Raw genomic sequence first — 16,324 nt, forward strand, 5'->3', positions numbered from 1 at the left:
TTTGCGGATGAACCCAAGCCAGCACGACCTTGACCAAACGCTCGCCGCAACGCTTTCGGGCGCCCTGAAACTCGACGCGCTTGGCGTGATCACGGTGCGCGGCGCCGACGGTGCCGCCTTCCTGCACGGCCAGCTCAGCAACGACTTCACGCTGCTCGAGCTGCAACGCGCCCGGCTCGCGGCGTACTGCAACGTCAAGGGCCGCATGCTGGCCAGCCTGGTCGGCTTCAAGCGCGGGCCCGAGGAACTCTGGCTGAGCCTGCGCGCCGACCTGCTCGCGAGCACGCTCAAGCGCCTGTCGATGTTTGTGCTGCGCGCCAAGGCGAAGCTCGAGGACGCCGGCAGCACGCTGGTCACGCTGGGCTTGGCCGGCTCGGCGCTGGCGGTGGTCGAGGCCCAGGCCTTGCCGGCCTGGGGCAAGCGGGATCTGGGCGAGGCCAGCGTCGTGCGCCTGCCCGATGGTGCCGGCCAGCCGCGCGCGCTGTGGATCGGCCCGCCGACGCAGGCCGAGGCGCTGCTCGCCGCTTTGCCCGCGCTGTCAGCTCAGAACTGGGCCTGGCTCGAAGTCGCCAGCGGCGTGGCGCCGGTGATGGCGGCCACTGCCGAGGCCTTCGTGCCGCAGATGCTGAACTACGAGCTGGTCGGCGGCGTGAACTTCCAGAAGGGCTGCTATCCGGGCCAGGAGATCGTCGCTCGCAGCCAGTACCGCGGCACCCTCAAGCGCCGCGCGCAGCGGCTCGACGGCGCGGCCGAGATGAAGGCCGGTGACGAGGTCTTCTGGTCCGCCGATCCGCTGCAACCGAGCGGACTGGTGGCCTGCGCCGCGCCACGGCCCGATGGCAACGGCTTCAGCGCGATCGTCGAGCTCAAGCTGGCGGCGCTCGAAGGCGGCACGCTGCACCTGCGCGCCGCCGATGGCCCGCAGCTGGAACTGCGCGCCCTGCCCTATGCGTTGCCACAGGCGGAAGGCGCGGCGGCGTGAGCACGGCACCCGCCGTCGAGCTCTACCTCTACTACCGCGCGCCAGTGGCCGAGGCAGCGGCGGTGCAGGCCGGCTTCGGCCGGCTGTGGCAGGCGCTGCGAGACAGCGCGCCGGGACTGGACTCGCGCCTGCTGCGCCGGCCCGAGCCGCGCGCGGGCGAGCACACCTGGATGGAGATCCACACCCGCGTCGGCGGCATCGACGCCATGCTCGAATCGCGGATCGAGGCCGCGGCAGCCAGCGCCTTCGCAGGCGTGCCGATCGGCCCGCGTCAGCGCGAGCACTTCATCGCATGTGCCTCGTAGCGCTGGCCCTGGGCGCCAGCGAGCGCTTTCCGCTGGTGCTGGCGTCCAACCGCGACGAGTTCTTCGAACGCCCGGCGCTACCGCTGGCCTGGTGGTCGCCGCGGCCCGAGGCGGGGCCGCTGCTGGCCGGGCGCGACCTGCTCGGCGGCGGCACCTGGCTTGGCCTCAACGCCAGCGGACGGCTCGCGCTGGTGACCAACATCCGCCGACCCGGTGCGCAGCGCACCGATGCCGAGTCACGCGGTGCGATCGTGCCGCACTGGCTCGCCAACGACGCTGGGGCCGACGCGTTCTGGGCGCGGCTGCAGCCGGATCGCTTCAACGGTTTCAACCTGATCTGCGCCGATCTTCCGCGCGACGAGTTCAGCTGGATGGCGAGCGACCTGGCTCGGCCGCGATCGCTGGCGCCCGGCATCCACGGGCTGTCGAACGCCGCGCTCGATGCACCGTGGCCCAAGGTCGAAATGCTGAAAGCGCGCCTTGCACAGGCCGCAGCCGGCGCCGACGGCGTCGAGCGACTCGAGGCGGAGCTGTTCGAGGCCCTGGCCGATCGGAGCCTGGCCACCGACGCCGAGCTGCCAACGACCGGCGTGCCGCTGGACGTGGAGCGCTGGCTCTCGGCCGCCTTCATCCGCTCGCCGGACGGCCGCTACGGCACCCGTTGCTCGACGCTGCTGATCGCCGAACGCATCGCCGGCGGCGGACTGCGCGTCGCCGTCGTCGAGCGCAGCCACGCGCATCCCGGCCAGGCCGCTGGCGAGCGGCGCGAGCAACTGCTGCTTCAGGCCGGCGACGAGCGCAAGCCGTAGGCCTTGCCGTCGAGGAACAGGAACTCGACTCGTATGACTGGCGCCCCTTGCTCGCCGGGCGCCGCGTAGCCGACCAGCGACACCGCGTCGCCCACCTTGGGCGCCTTGACCTGCCACGCGTCCAGGCGCGACAACGGCGCCAGCTCGATGGTCCAGCGCGGCGCCGACTTGGCGGGCAGCCTGGCCTTGCCCAGGATCGCCGCCCCGTCGACCGCCGACTGCTGTGCCGGAAGGGGACGCGCCGCCAGGTCGGCCGGCAGCACCAGGCCCGGACGTGGTTCGACCTCGAGCGTGGCGTGCGGATTGGCCCAGTTCACGACTGCGATGCGACCCTCCAGGTAGAGCGGCTTGGCGGTATCGAAGCCACTCCAGCCATGGTGGGCGCGGCTGAGGCCGGGCGCCAGCAGCGCCAGCGAGCCGGTCAGGAATGTGCGTCGGCAGATATTCATGTTTCACCCTCCAGCAGTTCGAGTTGCAGCGCCACGCGCGCCTGCCAGGGCGTCAGCGAGACGGCCGGAATGCGCTCGTCATGCACGATCACCGGCCCGGCGCCGGTGCGACTGCAACGCCAGACGCGAACGCCGGCGGCCTGGGCGCGCCAGAGCGCGGCCTCGAGTTCGGCGTGCAGCGTAGCGTTGCCGGTGCCGGCCACGACCAGCCCGGCCAGCGGCGTCGGCTGCGGCTTGGCGAGCACGGCGTCGACGATCGCGCCGTCGCTGCCGGCGTGGCTGGCGATGATCTCGACCCGCGGCCAGCCCGAAGACTCGCGCTCGATGCGCGCCAAGCCCAGCGGTGCACCGGCCGGCATCGGCCGCCAGAGCCGGATCCGGCCGTCCTCGACCGCGCCGATCGGGCCGGCATCGCCGGCGTCGAAGGCGTCGAGTTGCAGCACGTGCACCTTGCGCAGTTCAAGTCCGCTCCAGATGCGGCCGGCCACCACTGCCAGCACGCCGCTCGTGCCCGCCGTGGCGGCGACGATGATCGCGTCGAGCAGGTTCTGCGGACCGTCGGCCTGCAGCGAGGTGGCCGGGCGCATCGCCGCGGTCAGCACCACCGGCTTCGACGGCGCCAGCACGCGCTGCAGCAGGTACGCGGTCTCCTCCAGCGTGTCGCTGCCATGGGTGACGACGATGCCGCCTACTTCGGGGCGGGCCAGATGCATGGCCAGGACCCGCGCCAGCCGCTGCCAGATCGCGATCGACATGTTCTTGCTGTCGATCTGGGCGACCTGCTCGGTCTCGATGCGCAGGCCCTCCAGCGCCGGCAAGGCGGCGATCAGCTCCTCAATGCCGCGCTCGGCCGCGCGATAGCCGGTGGCGTCGGTGGCGGATGCGGCATTGCCGGCAATGGTGCCCCCGGTTCCCAGCACGACCAGTTGTTGCGGTCGACTTGAATCAGCACTTGGCAAAGTCATGGAACTGGATGAAAATACAGGTACTGGATAAAAGCTCAGTTCAACGTTGCCTGATTGGGCGCGCCGAACCGGCCACTGGAGACCCCGTGGAAGATAGCCCGAAACTCACCGCCCGCCAGCAGCAGATCCTCGATCTGATCCAGAGTGCCATCGAGCGCAGCGGCGCCCCGCCGACCCGCGCCGAGATCGCGGCCGAACTGGGTTTCCGCTCTCCCAACGCGGCCGAGGAGCATCTGCAGGCGCTGGCGCGCAAGGGCGTGATCGAGCTGATTGGCGGCACCTCGCGCGGCATCCGGTTGCGCGGCGACACGCTTCGAGCGCTCAATGCTTCGCGCCTGAGCGGCCTCGGCCGTCAGTTCACGCTGCCGTTGCCGAGCCTGGCGCAGCTCACGCTGCCGCTGGTCGGCCGGGTCGCTGCCGGCAGTCCGATCCTGGCCCAGGAGCACATCGACCAGAGCTACGTGGTCGAGGCCAGCATGTTTCCGCGCAAGCCCGACTTCCTGCTCAAGGTGCGCGGCATGAGCATGCGCGACGCCGGCATCCTCGACGGCGACCTGCTCGCGGTGCAGAGTGCGCGCGAGGCCAAGAACGGGCAGATCGTCGTGGCGCGCATCGGCGACGAGGTCACCGTCAAGCGCTTCCGTCGCACCAAGGCCGGCATCGAGCTGATCCCCGAGAACCCCGACTTCCAGACCATCCACGTCACCGCCGACAGCGAGCCCTTCGAACTCGAAGGACTCGCTGTCGGCCTGATCCGCAACACGATGCTGATGTGAGGTGGCTGTGGCGCTGCGCAAGGCTTCCCGCGCCGAGGACTGCTCCGTGCTCGAGCAGATTCCCAACATCGGCGCCTCGCTCGCGGCTGACCTGCGGCTGATCGGCGTGCACGAGCCGGCGCAACTGCGCGGCTGTGATGCCTTCGGGCTCTATTGCGATCTGTGCTGTGCCAGCGGTCAGCGCCAGGATCCCTGCGTGCTCGATACCTTCATGGCCGCCACCGACTTCATGAACGGCGCCGAGGCCAGGCCCTGGTGGGCCTACACGGCGCGACGCAAGCAGACCTTCGGGCAGGTGCCCGATGCCGAGACGCGCATGAGCCCCGCCCGGCCGCCCGAAGGGGCGAACTCCCTCTCGGAGGGACGGCGCGCAGCGCCAAGGGCGCACCCGATGAGCGGCAGCGGCTGAATCCACATGCCGGTCGCCGCGGGTGGCGGGCATCGGCGTCGAGCCTTCGACGCCGCATCCTGCGCAGCGGCCGGCGTCGTGACGACGATCAATCCTGCCGAAGCTTCAACGGAGATTCGGAAATGGGCATGAGCTTGATGGTGAATCAGATGCAGCGCTGGATGCGGACCGCGTTGCTCGGCCAAGGGCCGGCGGTGGCGCCGATCGGTGCTGGCGTGCGATGGCAGCCGGGCGTGCGACCGGGGTCGGCGGTGGCGCGAACTGCCCGGGCCGCGGTGACGCCGTTCAAGGTGCCGGCGTTGGCGCAACGACCGGCTGCGCCGCGGCGCAGCTATGTGCGGGTCGATCCGGTGGATCGGCGGCGGGCGGTGATCTGCGGCAGCCCGGCGCAGGTGTGTGCGGTGCTGGAGATCATGGCGAGGGCGGAGGCGGGGCGATAGTCGGTCGGTTGGTGGACACGGCTCGCTGACACTCCACCTCTCGCAAACGGGGCCGAAAGGCCCCGTTCGCTCGCCCGGTCCCTGCGCTGGTCGATCCCCGCCGCAGAGCGGCGGGGTCCCTCGCCCGGACGCTTCGGCACCTCACCCCATGTGCAGCCCGCCGTTGCACGAGAAGTCGGCGCCGGTCGTGAAGCCGGACTCGGTGCTCGCCAGCCAGGCCACGATCGACGCGATCTCTTCCGGCTCGCCGAGGCGCTTGACCGGGATGCCGGCGATGATCTTGTCGAGCACGTCCTGGCGCACCGCCTTGACCATGTCGGTGGCGATGTAGCCAGGGCTGATGGTGTTGACCGTCACGCCCTTGGCCGCGACTTCCTGCGCCAGCGCCATCGTGAAGCCGTGCATGCCGGCCTTGGCCGCCGAGTAGTTGGTCTGGCCGAACTGGCCCTTCTCGCCGTTGACCGAGCTGATGTTGATGACGCGGCCCCAGCCCTTGTCGAGCATGCCGTCGATGACCTGCTTGGTCACGTTGAACATGCTGTCGAGGTTGGTCGACATCACGGCCTGCCAGTCGGCCTTGCTCATCTTGCGGAACTGGCCGTCGCGGGTGATGCCGGCGTTGTTGACCAGCACGTCGACCACGCCATGCTCGGCCTTGACCTTGGCAAAGGCCTCGACCGTCGAGTCCCAGTCGGCCACGTTGCCGACCGAGACGTGGAATTCGTAGCCGAGCACCTTTTGCTCGTCGATCCACTTCTTGAAGTCGCGGCTCGGGCCGCAGCCGGCGATGACCTTGAAGCCCTCCTTGGCCAGCCGCTGGCACATCGAGGTGCCGATGCCGCCCATGCCGCCGGTGACGTAGGCCAGCTTTCCGTTGCCTGCACTCATTTCGTGTCTCCTTTGTGGTCGTTGGTCCGGTCTCAGCGCTCGACGGTGAGCGCGACGCCCATGCCGCCGCCGATGCAGAGCGAGGCGATGCCCTTCTTCGCGTCGCGCTTGATCATCTCGTGCAGCAGCGTCACCAGGATGCGGCAGCCGGAGGCGCCGATCGGGTGGCCGATCGCGATCGCGCCGCCGTTGACGTTGACCTTGCTGGTGTCCCAGCCCATCTCCTGATGCACGGCGCAGGCCTGCGCGGCGAAGGCCTCGTTGATCTCGAGCAGGTCGAGGTCGGCCGGCTTCCAGCCGGCGCGCTCGAGCGCCTTGCGTGCCGCCGGCACCGGGCCCATGCCCATGAAGGCGGGATCGAGCCCGGCCGAGGCATAGCTGGCGATGCGCGCCAGCGGCTTGAGCCCGAGCGCCTGCGCCCTGGCGGCGCTCATCACCACCACGCCGGCGGCGCCGTCGTTGAGGCCCGAGGCGTTGCCGGCGGTCACGCTGCCGGCCTTGTCGAAGGCCGGGCGCAGGCCGGCCAAGGCCTCGAGGCTGGTCTTGCGGTTGATGAACTCGTCGGCGGCAAAGACGATCGGATCGCCCTTCTTCTGCGCGATCGAGAACGGCACGATCTCGTCCTTGAAGCGCCCGCCTTCCTGCGCCGCGGCGGCCTTCTGCTGCGAGGCCAGCGCCAGCGCGTCCTGCTGCTCGCGCGTGATGCCGTACTTCTTGGCGACGTTCTCGGCGGTGATGCCCATGTGGAACTGGTTGTACACGTCCCACAGGCCGTCGACGATCATCGAATCCACCAGCTTCCAGTCGCCCATGCGCTGGCCGTCGCGCGAGTTCGGCAGCACGTGGGGCGCCAGGCTCATGCTCTCCTGGCCGCCGGCGATCACGATCTCGGAGTCACCGTCGCGGATCGCCTGCGCCGCCAGCATCACGGCCTTCAGGCCGGAGCCGCAGACCTTGTTGATCGTCATCGCCGGCACCGCCTGCGGCAGGCCGGCCTTGATCACCGTCTGGCGCGCCGGGTTCTGGCCCGAGCCCGCGGTCAGCACCTGGCCGAGGATCACCTCGCCGATCTGCTCGCCGGTGAGGCCCGAGCGCTCCAGCAGCGCCTTGACGACGGCCGCGCCCAGCTCCGGCGCCGGGGTCTTGGCCAGCGTGCCGCCGAACTTGCCGACCGCGGTGCGGGCTGCGGCGACGATGACGATGTCTGTGCTCATGGTGTGCTCCTTCTGCTTCAAACGATCAGGGACTCAAGGATTCAGGCGCGCTGCTTCACGTAGCGACCGGGGGCGGGTTCGATGGGCTTGTGGTTGCGGTCTCCGGCGGTCTTGGGTGCCGCGACCAGCGGGCCGGCCTGTGCGGCCAGCCACTTGTCCCAGGCCGGCCACCAGCTGCCGGGATGCTCGGTGGCGCCCTTGAACCAGTCGTCGGCCGTGGCCGGCAGCTTGGCGTTGGTCCAGTGGCTGCGCTTCTTGGCGCCCGGCGGATTGATGACACCGGCGATGTGGCCCGAGGCCCCGAGCACGAAGCTGAGCTTGTTGCTCAGCACCTTGGTGTTCAGGTAGGCACTCTTCCACGGGACGATGTGGTCCTCGCGCGAGGCGTACATGAAAGTCGGCACGTCGATCGCGCCAAGGTCCACCGGCTGGCCGCAGACCTTGACCTTGCCCGGCTCGACCAGGTTGTTCTCGAGATAGGTGTTGCGCAGGTACCAGCAGTACATCGGCCCCGGCAGGTTGGTCGAGTCGGAGTTCCAGTACAGCAGGTCGAAGGGCGGCGGCGTCTCGCCCTTGAGGTAGTTGCCGACCACGTAGTTCCAGACCAGGTCGTTGGAACGCAGGAAGCTGAAGGTCGAAGCCAGTTCCTGGCCCTTGAGCAGGCCGCCCTGGCCGAGGCTCATCTCGCGCAGCGCGACCATCTGCTCGTCGACGAAGAGGTCGAGCACGCCGGTGTCCGAGAAGTCGAGAAAGGCCGTCAGCAGCGTCATGCTCTGCGCCGGCCGCTCGCCGCGCGCGGCCTGCACCGCCAGTGCGGTGGCGAGGATCGTGCCGCCGATGCAGAAGCCCAGCGTGTTGATCGTCTCCTGCTTGCTGATGGCGCGCACTTCGTCGATCGCGCGGATCGCGGCGTCCTCGATGTAGTCGTTCCAGGTCTTGTGCTCGATCGATTCGTCGGCATTGACCCAGCTCAGCAGGAAGACCCGCTGGCCCTGCTCCAGTGCATGGCGCACCAGCGAGTTCTGCGGCTGCAGGTCGAGGATGTAGAACTTGTTGATGCAGGGCGGCACGATCAGCAGCGGCCGCGCATGCACCTTGGCCGTCAGTGGCTTGTATTCGATGAGCTGGAACAGCTCGTTCTCGAACACCACCGAGCCTTCGGTCGTGGCCACGTTGCGGCCGACCTCGAACAGGCTCTCATCGGTCTGCGACATGTGGCCCTGGCGCAGGTCGTGCAGCAGGTGCTGCATGCCCTGGGCAATGCTCTGGCCCTTGGTCTCGATCGCCTTGCGCTGGGCTTCGGGATTGAGCGCCAGGTAGTTCGACGGCGAGGCTGCGTCGATCCACTGCTGCACGGCGAAGCGCAGCCGCTGGCGCGTCTTCTCGTCGGCCTGGACCTCGTCGGTCATGGCCAGCAGGGTACGAGCGTTGAGCAGGTACATGCCGGCCAGGAAGGCCGAACTCGGATGACCGGCCCAGTCGGCGGCAGCAAAGCGGCGATCGGCGGGCGCCTTCGGCGGCTCCTGGTCGGCGGCATGGGTGGCCTCGTTCCAGAGCGCGGCCGCGTCGCGCAGGTAGTCCTGCTGCAACTGCAGCAGGCCGCTGCCGGCGAAGCCCAGGCCGGTCATGGCCTGCAGCATCTGCGGCAGGCTCTGCGCCGCCATCTGTGGCAAGGCGCCGAACTCGGGCGGCGTCCATGGAGATTTCGCGTCTGGCATAAGCTTGTCTCGGGCTTGGCGACTCGGCGGTGGTCGCGTCTGTGGTGCATTATCCGCGCCGAACGTGACGAGCTTCACGTCTTCCTGCGCAACGCCCGATCAGACCATCGAGTGCATGCGAACCCTTTGCGAAATCACAACCGGCGCTTCGCGCATCGACGATGTACCTGGTGGCGATTGCCTGGCTCTATGTGGCGCTGATGATGGCGGTGGTCGAGGCCACCAGTGTTCAGGGCAGCCTGCTCGGCGCGGTCTTCACCTTCCTGCTCTACGGCCTGGCGCCGGTGGCGCTGCTGATGTACCTCTTCGCCACGCCTGCGCGGCGGCGGGCGCGCAAGCTCGCCGAGCGCGAGGCGGATGCGGCGGCGGCTTCACCGACCGGCCCGGCGGTCGATCCAGATCGCGGCGGCGAGGCGGCCGCTGTTGCCGAAGCCGGGCCGGTCGCGCCGGAACGAAAAGAACCTTGAGTCGTCCTCGACGGTGCAACTGCCGTCGGCCTGCACCGTCGTGAGGCCGAGTGCCGTCAGCCGATCTGCTGCCAGCCCGGCCAGGTCGGCCAGCCATTTGCCAGGCTCCTGCGGCCGCGCGACGAAGCGCGGATGCGCCTGTCCCGAATCGACGCCGAATCCCGCCAGCACGTCGGCACCGACCTCGAACTGGCGCGGCCCGATGCACGGCCCGAGCCAGGCCTGCAACTCGCGCAACTCGCAGCGGCTGGCCGAGGCCAGTTCGGTGGCGCAGGCTTCCAGCACGCCGGCGCTCAGGCCACGCCAGCCGGCGTGCGCGGCCGCCACGCCGCGTTGCCCTGGCGCCGCCAGCAGCACGGGCAGGCAGTCGGCGATCTGGACCACGCAGGCAATGCCGCCTTCCGTGGTGAAGCATGCATCGGCCTCGATAGCTGCCGCGCCCTCGCGCGCGGCCTCTGCCTCGGCCGCGCCGAGCCGCACGACGCGGGTGCCATGCACCTGGCTCAGGAAGATCGGTACGCCCCCGAGCGCGCGCGCAAAGCGGCGCCGGTTCTCCGCAACCGCGTCGGCGTCGTCGCCGACCGCGGTGCCGAGATTGAGCTCGGCCAGCGCGCCGCGGCTGACGCCTCCGGCCCGCGTGCTCATCAACGCACCAACCCCGGCGATGCCGAAATCGGGGCGCAACCACTGCGGATGAGCCGCTCCGGGCAACGCCATCTTGCTGCGCCGGACAACCAATCAGGCCTCCGCATCCGGGCAAGCCGAGGGCTGCGCCGCCTGGAAGGCGGGCAGCGCCATGCAGTTGGCGAAAACGCGCATCACGGTCGGCATCGAGCCGAGTTCGCAGTCGAAGCGCTGCGCGTTGAAGATCTGCGGCACCAGCGTGCAGTCGGCCAGCGTCGGCGTGTCGCCGTGACAGAAGCGGCCGGTCTGCGACTCGCCGGCGAGCCGGCGTTCGACCGCAGCCAGGCCGCTCTCGGCCCAATGCCGGTACCAGGCGTTCTTGGCCTCCTCGCTGGCGCCGATCTCCTTGACCAGGTAGCGCAGCACGCGCAGGTTGTTGAGCGGATGGATCTCGCAGGCGATGTCGAGCGCCAGCGAGCGGATCCGGGCCCGGTCCGCGGCATCGCCCGGCAGCAGGCTGGGTTCGGGGTACTGCTCGTCAAGGTACTCGATGATCGCCAGCGACTGGCCGATCGAGGCCTCGCCATCGATCAGCAGTGGCACCAGACCGGTCTTCGACAGCGCCCCGAAGGCCGCGCCGAGCTGCTCGTTCTTCACCAGGTGGACCGGGCGGTAGTCGAAGGCCAGGCCCTTCAGCGCGAGCGCGATGCGCACCCGGAACGAGGCCGACGAGCGCCAGTAGCTGTAGAGCTCCATCGCGGACCCGCTCAGATGATGTCGACCACCAGCGGCGCCAGCCCGTCGATGCGTGCCTCGAGCCGGTTGCCGGCCACGACCGCCGCGACACCCTCGGGCGTGCCGGTGTAGATGAGGTCGCCCGGCGCGAGCGCGAAGGCGGCCGAGAGGTGTTCGATGATCTCGGGCACGCTCCAGATCATGCGGTCGATGCCGCTGGCCTGGCGCGGCTTGCCATCGACCGTGAGCGTGATCGCTGCACGCTGGATGGCAGGCACCGCCGAGGCCGGACTCAGCGCGCCGATCGGCGCCGAATGGTCGAAGCCCTTGGCCACGTCCCACGGTCGGCCTTCCTTCTTGGCCTCGGCCTGGCGGTCGCGGCGCGTCATGTCGAGGCCGACGGCGTAGCCCCAGACATGCTCGAGCGCGCGGGCAACGGGGATGTCGCGGCCGCCCTGTCCGATCGCAACCACCAGCTCGACCTCGTGATGCAGGTCGGCGGTCTGGCTCGGATAGGGCATGCGCGCGACTTCGCCCTCGGCCGCCGGCAGCAGTGCGTCGGCCGGTTTGCCGAAGAAGAACGGCGCCTCGCGACCGGTACCCCCCATCTCCACCTGGTGCGCGGCGTAGTTGCGCCCGACGCAGTAGATGCGGCGAACCGCGAAGCGCTCGGCACTGCCGCTGATGGGCACGCTGGCAGGAACGGGTGCAGGCAGGACGAAGCTCATGAAGACCGAACGGCCCGTTTCGGACCGCGCACGTGAACGATGACGGATCGATGATGCCACGCGTCGAAGCATGAGTTCGCGGCTTGCCGCGCGGCAGGGACGAAAGGCCCCGGCCGCTACACTGGACGCATGCTTTTCAACCCGCGCGCGATCCAGCATTGCCGGGCTTGCGGCACTGCGGTCGAGTACCGGGTCCCGGCCGACGACAACCGCGAGCGGGCGGTCTGCCCGGCCTGCGCAACCGTCCACTACCAGAACCCGATCAACGTGGTCGGCACGCTGCCGGTATGGGAGGACCGCGTGCTGCTCTGCAAGCGCGCCATCGAGCCGCGCTACGGGCTGTGGACGCTGCCGGCCGGATTTCTCGAGCTCGGCGAGACCACCGAGCAGGGAGCACTGCGCGAAACCGACGAAGAGGCCGGCGCGCGCATCGATCTGCAGGGGCTCTACACGGTGATCAACGTCACGCGGGTCGGCCAGGTCCACCTTTTCTATCGCGCCCGCCTGCTCGACCCGAACTTCCTGCCGGGGGCCGAATCGCTGGAGGCGCGCCTTTTCAGCGAAGGCGAGATCCCGTGGGACCTGCTCGCCTTTCGCACCGTGCGCGAGACGCTGCGCTGCTTCTTCGACGATCGAAGGCGCGAGCGATTTGAGCTGCACTGCCTCGACGTGGGCTGAATCCGCTGACCACGGCGTTGGCCGCCGGCCGACCGCTCAGGTCGCCGAGGTCGGTTGCAGGCTACTCCACGCCGCGCTGATCTCGCGATGATGCGGCACCAGTTGAAGGAAGCCACGCCGGGCGACGGGATCGGTGATGCGGTCGGCCTGGAGCAGCAACTCGGCATGAGCAGCCGCGAGCAGTTCGGCGGCACGCGGGTCGCCAGCCGCTGACAGCGCCTGGTAGCAGCTCAGCGGAATCAGCAGCGGCTCCTCGGTGCCGTCGAGGCTGCCACCGGCCGTCAGGTGAGCCACGATCGGTTCGGCCAGTTGGCGCGCTTCCTGTGGCTTGCCCTCGGCCAGTGCGACCCGAACCAGGCCCGAGAGCGGATCGAGCGCCTGCTGGCTGCGAATCTTCAGCGCGCCCAGCCGGTCGTGCGAGTCGCTGTAGGCGGCCCGCGCCGCGTCGAAGCGGCCCAGGCCGAGCTCGGCATGGCCGGCCACCAGCCGGGCGTAGGCCTCGAGGTCGGGCTGGACGGTGGCCTTCGCGGCGTCGAAGGCGGCATTGGCGTAAGCCAGCGCGCTGGCGTCGTCGCCCTGCAGGTGGGCCACCGACGCGGTGTTGAGCAGCACGCCGGCTTCGACCTCGCGCCGGCCGACGGCACGCGCGAGCTTGAGGCCATCGGCCAGGTGTTGGCGGGCCTTGGTGTAGTCGCCCAGGCGCGGATAGACCGAGCCGAGATTGTTGAGACGCAGCCCTTCACGTGCCCGGTTGCCGGTTTCGCGCTCGAGCACGAGGCTGCGTTCCAGGGACTGGGCGGCGACCGTCAGATCGCCCTGCTCCATCGCCATCACACCGATGGCGTTGATCAGGCTGCTTTCGCCGGAGCGGTCGCCGAGCTTGCGGGCAAGCTCCAGGCCTTCCTCGGCCACCTGGCGTGCACCGGCGTAGTCACCCTGCACGCGCAGCGCGGTCACCAGCGTGCTGTGCAGCTGCACTGCGACGGCACCGTCGGGCCCGCCCATCGCCAGCGCCTGCCGCACCACCTGTTCGGCCGCTGGGTAGTCGCTGGTACTGTTGAATGCGCGGCCCCGGCGCAGGGCGACCTCGCAGCGCCGCGCGTCATCGTCCAGGGCTTCCGCCAGGGACTGCAACGCGTCCAGATCGGCGTCATGCGCGACGCGGTCGCCCTTGAACAGCAGCACGCCTTCACGCACCAGCAGCAGGCGCCAGCGGATCGCGCGATCCTCGGCCGGCGCCAGCGCGAGTGCGCGTCCAACGTAGTCGAGCACGGCCTCGTTGGCAAAGCGCGCGGCGGCGTGCTCGGCGGCCCGGGTGTAGAAGAGGCAGGCGTTGACGGGGTCGGCGGCGCGCTCGTAGTGCTCGGCCGTCTGGCCGAGGATCTCGCCGGTGCGGTCGCCGCCAAGACTGGCCAGCCAATGGGCCACGCGTGCATGGCCCTCACGGCGGTCGCGCTTGAGCACGCTGTCGTAGGCCACGTGGTGCAGCAGTTGGTGCTTGAAGCTGTACTCGCGCAAGCCGTCGAATGTGGTCTGGTCGCGTGGCACGACCAGCCCGCGCTGAACCGGCGCCTCGAGCGCGTCTGCCGCCAGCGGATCGAGCGCCGCCAGGGCCTGGTCCCAGAACACGAAGCCGATCACCGAGGCCAGTTGCAGCGCCTGGCGTTCGGCGGCCGGCAGGCGGTCCAGCCGGGCCTGGAGGACGCCGGTGAGCGAGGGCGGCACCTGGGTCGCCAGCAGCTTCTCCGGCATGACCTGCCAGCGCTCGCCGGAGGTCTGGATCGCGCCGTGGTCGATCAGCATCCGCAGCAGTTCCTCCATGTAGAAGGGGTTGCCTTCGGCGCCGCCGGTGAGGAGTTCGCGCAGCACAGGCGGCACCCGGTCAAGGCGCTGCAGCAATACGCCGGCCAGCTCGCGACTGGCGCGCTGGTCGAGCGGCTCGAGGTCGATGCGCGCGTGGCCGGCGCCCCCGACCTCGGCCCAGCCCGGTCGCCGCTCGAACAGCGCCGGCCGGGTCAGGCAGACCATCAGCATCGGCACGTCGCGGTCGACCTGCATCAGGTAGTTGATGAAGTCGAGCGAACCGTCATCTGCCCAGTGAAGGTCTTCGAGCAGCAGCATCACCGGCGAGCCGTCGAGCGCGGCGGTCAGGCGCAGCAGCTGCGCCGCCGCGTGGAAGCCGCGATTACGGATCTGCCGGGCGTCGTCGAGGATGCCGCGCACATGCGGGCTGCCCGAGAAGTCCAGTCCGATCAGTTGCCCCAGCAGATGGGCCTGAGCCTCGCCGTCCTCGGTGAACATGCCGGACACGCCCGCGCAGAGCTTGGCGCGCGCTTCGTCGGCGTCATCGTCGTCGGCAATCTGCAAGCGCCATGCCAGCACGTCACGCAGCAGGCCATAGGGTTGGGTCTGGGTCTGAGGATGGGCGCGGCCGCGGAAGAAGTAGAAGCTTTCGGGGTGCGCCTCGGCCCAGTTCTCGAACTCATAGAGCAGACGGCTCTTGCCGACACCGGCGTCGCCGACAACGGTGACGACCGCCAGCGTGCGTTGCTGGTAGAGCGAGTCGAAGATCTCCTGCAGTTGCTCGAGTTCGCTCTCGCGCCCAACCATGCGCGTCTCTACCCCTTCAATGCCCCGGCTCTGGACGCGAAACGCGCGTGGCTTGACCCCCTGCACCAGATAGGTGACGAGCGCCTCGTCGCGTCCCTTGACCTGCAGCGGCGGCTGCTCGGCGACGGTGAACACGCCGCGCACGAGCCTGTAGGTTGCGTGGCTGATACGCAGGCAGCCGGGGGGCGCGCTCTGCTCCATGCGCGCGGCGGTGTTCACTGTGATGCCACGGATGCTGCTTTCGGCGTCGACGCCACCGCCGAGCAGCACCGGTCCGGTGTCGATCCCGACCCGCACGTTGAAGCCCGCGTGACCGGTCTGTTGCAGGACCTGCTCGCCCTGGCGCCGGCCCTCGTCCAGCACCTCGAGCCCGGCCCGCACGGCGCGCTCGGCGTCGTCTTCCTGCGCTTCGTCGGCACCGAACACGGCCAGCACGCTGTCGCCGGCGTACTGGAGGACACGCCCGCCCCGGTCCTGGACGATGACGGTGAAGCGCTGCAGCGCGCCGTCCATGATGGCGTGGATGTCCTCCGGATCGAGGTGCTGGCTCAGCGAGGTGGAGCCGACCACATCGGTGAACAGTACGCTGACCTGCTTGAGGGCCTGTTCGGGACGTGGCTGCACAGCCTCGCCCAGGGCTGCCAGCCGGGCGCGCAACGGTGCGACCGCAAGATCCACCAGCGCATCGCCGAGCACGCCTCGTTGCGCTTCGAGCGCAGCGATGCCAGCTTCGATCTGCTGGTGCTCGGTCATCCGTTCATTGTGCGGCCTGCCTCCCGTACGCGCAGGCACCCTGCCCGCTAGCCGTCGCACTATGGCGGCCCCCCGCGAATCAGGAGGTTGAGCGATGCGGCGTGCCTCATAGACTCAAGTGGCATGTAGATCTGGCATACGCCACAACTCAACTCCGGGAACTGCAATGAACGTCAAGTCGCTTTGGGTGGCAATGGTTCTCGCAGCTTGCGCGTCGAGCGGTTTCGCTGCAAAGCCGGTGGTCACAGAACGAACCGCGACCTTCGTCGCCGCCACCGGAGTTCCGGGCAAGTTCGAGTTGAATGGCTTTGGACGCACCGACAGCGGCGCGTCTGCACTGCGCGGCGGGCCGATCCTCGCTCTGGCCGAAGATGTCAGCACGTTCACGCCGTTCCACGATCGGTGGTTCCTGACCGGATTGCTGGCCGGTGACTACATCTTCTCGACGGTGATCGAAGCGACGGGTGGACTGCGATTCGACTACGTCACCTTGAACTGGACGACGTTGAGTGGTCCGGCGTTCGCCGACTTCGATGTCAATGCCGACGGAACCATCGCAACCGGCAGCGGTGTGTTCAGTGTCCTGAGCGACGGTTGCGTGAAATGCGTCTGGCTCGACATCTACGGCGTCGAAGGCGTCAGCCGCGAGCGCGGCTACGGCGGCCCCTTCACCGCCGTGCCGGAGCCGGGAAGCTATGCGCTGATGCTCGCAGGGCTGGGTTTGGCCGCCTTCATGGCGCGCCGGCGTCGGCCAGCGCCGACCCTCATCTGACG

The 16,324-nt window shown here is 69.5% G+C and carries 18 protein-coding genes; 9 read left to right on the forward strand and 9 right to left on the reverse strand.

Translation table 11 applies throughout. The features are described from left to right. Positions 1–7 precede the first annotated feature (7 nt). From ygfZ to EV670_RS16640, 3 genes are read left to right on the forward strand one after another with little or no spacing between them, the layout of a single operon-like run. Positions 8–982 (forward strand): CAF17-like 4Fe-4S cluster assembly/insertion protein YgfZ, encoded by a 975-nt coding sequence (gene ygfZ, locus EV670_RS16630; RefSeq protein ID WP_130434219.1) that lies wholly within the window; start codon positions 8–10, stop codon positions 980–982. Next, positions 979–1,287 carry a DUF4936 family protein gene (locus tag EV670_RS16635; protein ID WP_130434221.1) on the forward strand — a complete coding sequence of 103 codons (309 nt, stop codon included), beginning with the start codon at positions 979–981 and terminating at the stop codon, positions 1,285–1,287. The genes ygfZ and EV670_RS16635 overlap by 4 nt, the downstream gene beginning before the upstream one ends. Then, complete coding sequence (locus EV670_RS16640) at positions 1,275–2,096, forward strand: NRDE family protein (protein WP_130434223.1); 822 nt, start codon at positions 1,275–1,277, stop codon at positions 2,094–2,096. The genes EV670_RS16635 and EV670_RS16640 overlap by 13 nt, the downstream gene beginning before the upstream one ends. On the opposite strand, the gene EV670_RS16645 is transcribed toward EV670_RS16640, so the two are convergent. Both EV670_RS16645 and EV670_RS16650 read right to left on the reverse strand, forming a co-directional pair. Further along, the gene (locus EV670_RS16645) at positions 2,069–2,545 is read right to left on the reverse strand and encodes a DUF6152 family protein (RefSeq protein WP_130434225.1); all 477 of its coding nucleotides are present in this window, start codon (positions 2,543–2,545) and stop codon (positions 2,069–2,071) included. The genes EV670_RS16640 and EV670_RS16645 overlap by 28 nt on opposite strands. Next, positions 2,542–3,465, reverse strand: coding sequence for an asparaginase (locus tag EV670_RS16650; RefSeq protein ID WP_341274612.1), 924 nt, complete (start codon positions 3,463–3,465; stop codon positions 2,542–2,544). Before EV670_RS16650 ends, EV670_RS16645 begins: the two co-directional genes overlap by 4 nt. Positions 3,466–3,596: 131 nt before the next feature. On the opposite strand from EV670_RS16650, the gene lexA reads away from it, so the two are divergent. The 3 genes from lexA (at position 3,597) to EV670_RS16665 (ending at position 5,135) form a co-directional block, all read left to right on the forward strand. After that, positions 3,597–4,286, forward strand: coding sequence for a transcriptional repressor LexA (lexA, locus tag EV670_RS16655; RefSeq protein ID WP_130434229.1), 690 nt, complete (start codon positions 3,597–3,599; stop codon positions 4,284–4,286). A 46-nt stretch (positions 4,287–4,332) separates the two neighbouring features. Next, positions 4,333–4,695, forward strand: a complete 363-nt coding sequence (locus EV670_RS16660; RefSeq protein WP_242617021.1) for a helix-hairpin-helix domain-containing protein — start codon at positions 4,333–4,335, stop codon at positions 4,693–4,695. Positions 4,696–4,817: 122 nt separating this feature from the next. After that, positions 4,818–5,135, forward strand: coding sequence for a hypothetical protein (locus tag EV670_RS16665; RefSeq protein ID WP_130434230.1), 318 nt, complete (start codon positions 4,818–4,820; stop codon positions 5,133–5,135). 141 nt (positions 5,136–5,276) lie between these two features. Here EV670_RS16665 and phbB read toward each other — a convergent pair whose 3' ends face one another. The 3 genes from phbB to EV670_RS16680 are packed head-to-tail and all read right to left on the reverse strand — an operon-like array spanning position 5,277 to position 8,955. Then, complete coding sequence (phbB, locus tag EV670_RS16670) at positions 5,277–6,023, reverse strand: acetoacetyl-CoA reductase (protein ID WP_130434231.1); 747 nt, start codon at positions 6,021–6,023, stop codon at positions 5,277–5,279. A gap of 32 nt (positions 6,024–6,055) precedes the next feature. Then, entirely contained in the window at positions 6,056–7,237 is a 1,182-nt protein-coding gene (locus tag EV670_RS16675) for an acetyl-CoA C-acetyltransferase (RefSeq protein ID WP_130434233.1), read from the reverse strand. A 41-nt stretch (positions 7,238–7,278) separates the two neighbouring features. Then, entirely contained in the window at positions 7,279–8,955 is a 1,677-nt protein-coding gene (locus EV670_RS16680; RefSeq protein WP_130434235.1) for a PHA/PHB synthase family protein, read from the reverse strand. Positions 8,956–9,116: 161 nt separating this feature from the next. Between EV670_RS16680 and EV670_RS16685 the strand changes: the two genes are divergently transcribed. Further along, the gene (locus EV670_RS16685) at positions 9,117–9,422 is read left to right on the forward strand and encodes a hypothetical protein (protein WP_130434237.1); all 306 of its coding nucleotides are present in this window, start codon (positions 9,117–9,119) and stop codon (positions 9,420–9,422) included. On the opposite strand, the gene pgeF is transcribed toward EV670_RS16685, so the two are convergent. The 3 genes from pgeF to EV670_RS16700 all read right to left on the reverse strand — a co-directional run bounded on the left by pgeF (position 9,327) and on the right by EV670_RS16700 (position 11,509). Further along, positions 9,327–10,067, reverse strand: a complete 741-nt coding sequence (gene pgeF, locus EV670_RS16690; RefSeq protein ID WP_130434239.1) for a peptidoglycan editing factor PgeF — start codon at positions 10,065–10,067, stop codon at positions 9,327–9,329. The two genes, EV670_RS16685 and pgeF, sit on opposite strands and share 96 nt — an antisense overlap. 93 nt (positions 10,068–10,160) lie before the next feature. Then, entirely contained in the window at positions 10,161–10,802 is a 642-nt protein-coding gene (gene maiA, locus EV670_RS16695; RefSeq protein WP_130434241.1) for a maleylacetoacetate isomerase, read from the reverse strand. 11 nt (positions 10,803–10,813) lie between these two features. Then, positions 10,814–11,509 carry a fumarylacetoacetate hydrolase family protein gene (locus EV670_RS16700; RefSeq protein WP_130434243.1) on the reverse strand — a complete coding sequence of 232 codons (696 nt, stop codon included), beginning with the start codon at positions 11,507–11,509 and terminating at the stop codon, positions 10,814–10,816. Positions 11,510–11,638: 129 nt separating this feature from the next. On the opposite strand from EV670_RS16700, the gene EV670_RS16705 reads away from it, so the two are divergent. Then, a complete protein-coding gene (locus EV670_RS16705) occupies positions 11,639–12,187 on the forward strand; it encodes an NUDIX hydrolase (protein WP_130434245.1) in 549 nt (182 codons plus the stop codon). Between the two features lie 36 nt (positions 12,188–12,223). Here the strand turns inward: EV670_RS16705 and EV670_RS16710 are convergent, their stop codons facing one another. Then, the gene (locus EV670_RS16710) at positions 12,224–15,550 is read right to left on the reverse strand and encodes an ATP-binding protein (RefSeq protein ID WP_130434247.1); all 3,327 of its coding nucleotides are present in this window, start codon (positions 15,548–15,550) and stop codon (positions 12,224–12,226) included. Between the two features lie 166 nt (positions 15,551–15,716). Here EV670_RS16710 and EV670_RS18770 point away from each other — a divergent pair, with 166 nt between their 5' ends. Next, positions 15,717–16,322: a PEP-CTERM sorting domain-containing protein gene (locus EV670_RS18770; RefSeq protein WP_207225094.1), complete on the forward strand. Its 606-nt coding sequence runs from the start codon at positions 15,717–15,719 to the stop codon at positions 16,320–16,322. Positions 16,323–16,324 lie beyond the last annotated feature (2 nt).

The sequence above is a fragment of the Rivibacter subsaxonicus genome, assembly GCF_004217215.1.
Taxonomy (GTDB): domain Bacteria; phylum Pseudomonadota; class Gammaproteobacteria; order Burkholderiales; family Burkholderiaceae_C; genus Rivibacter; species Rivibacter subsaxonicus.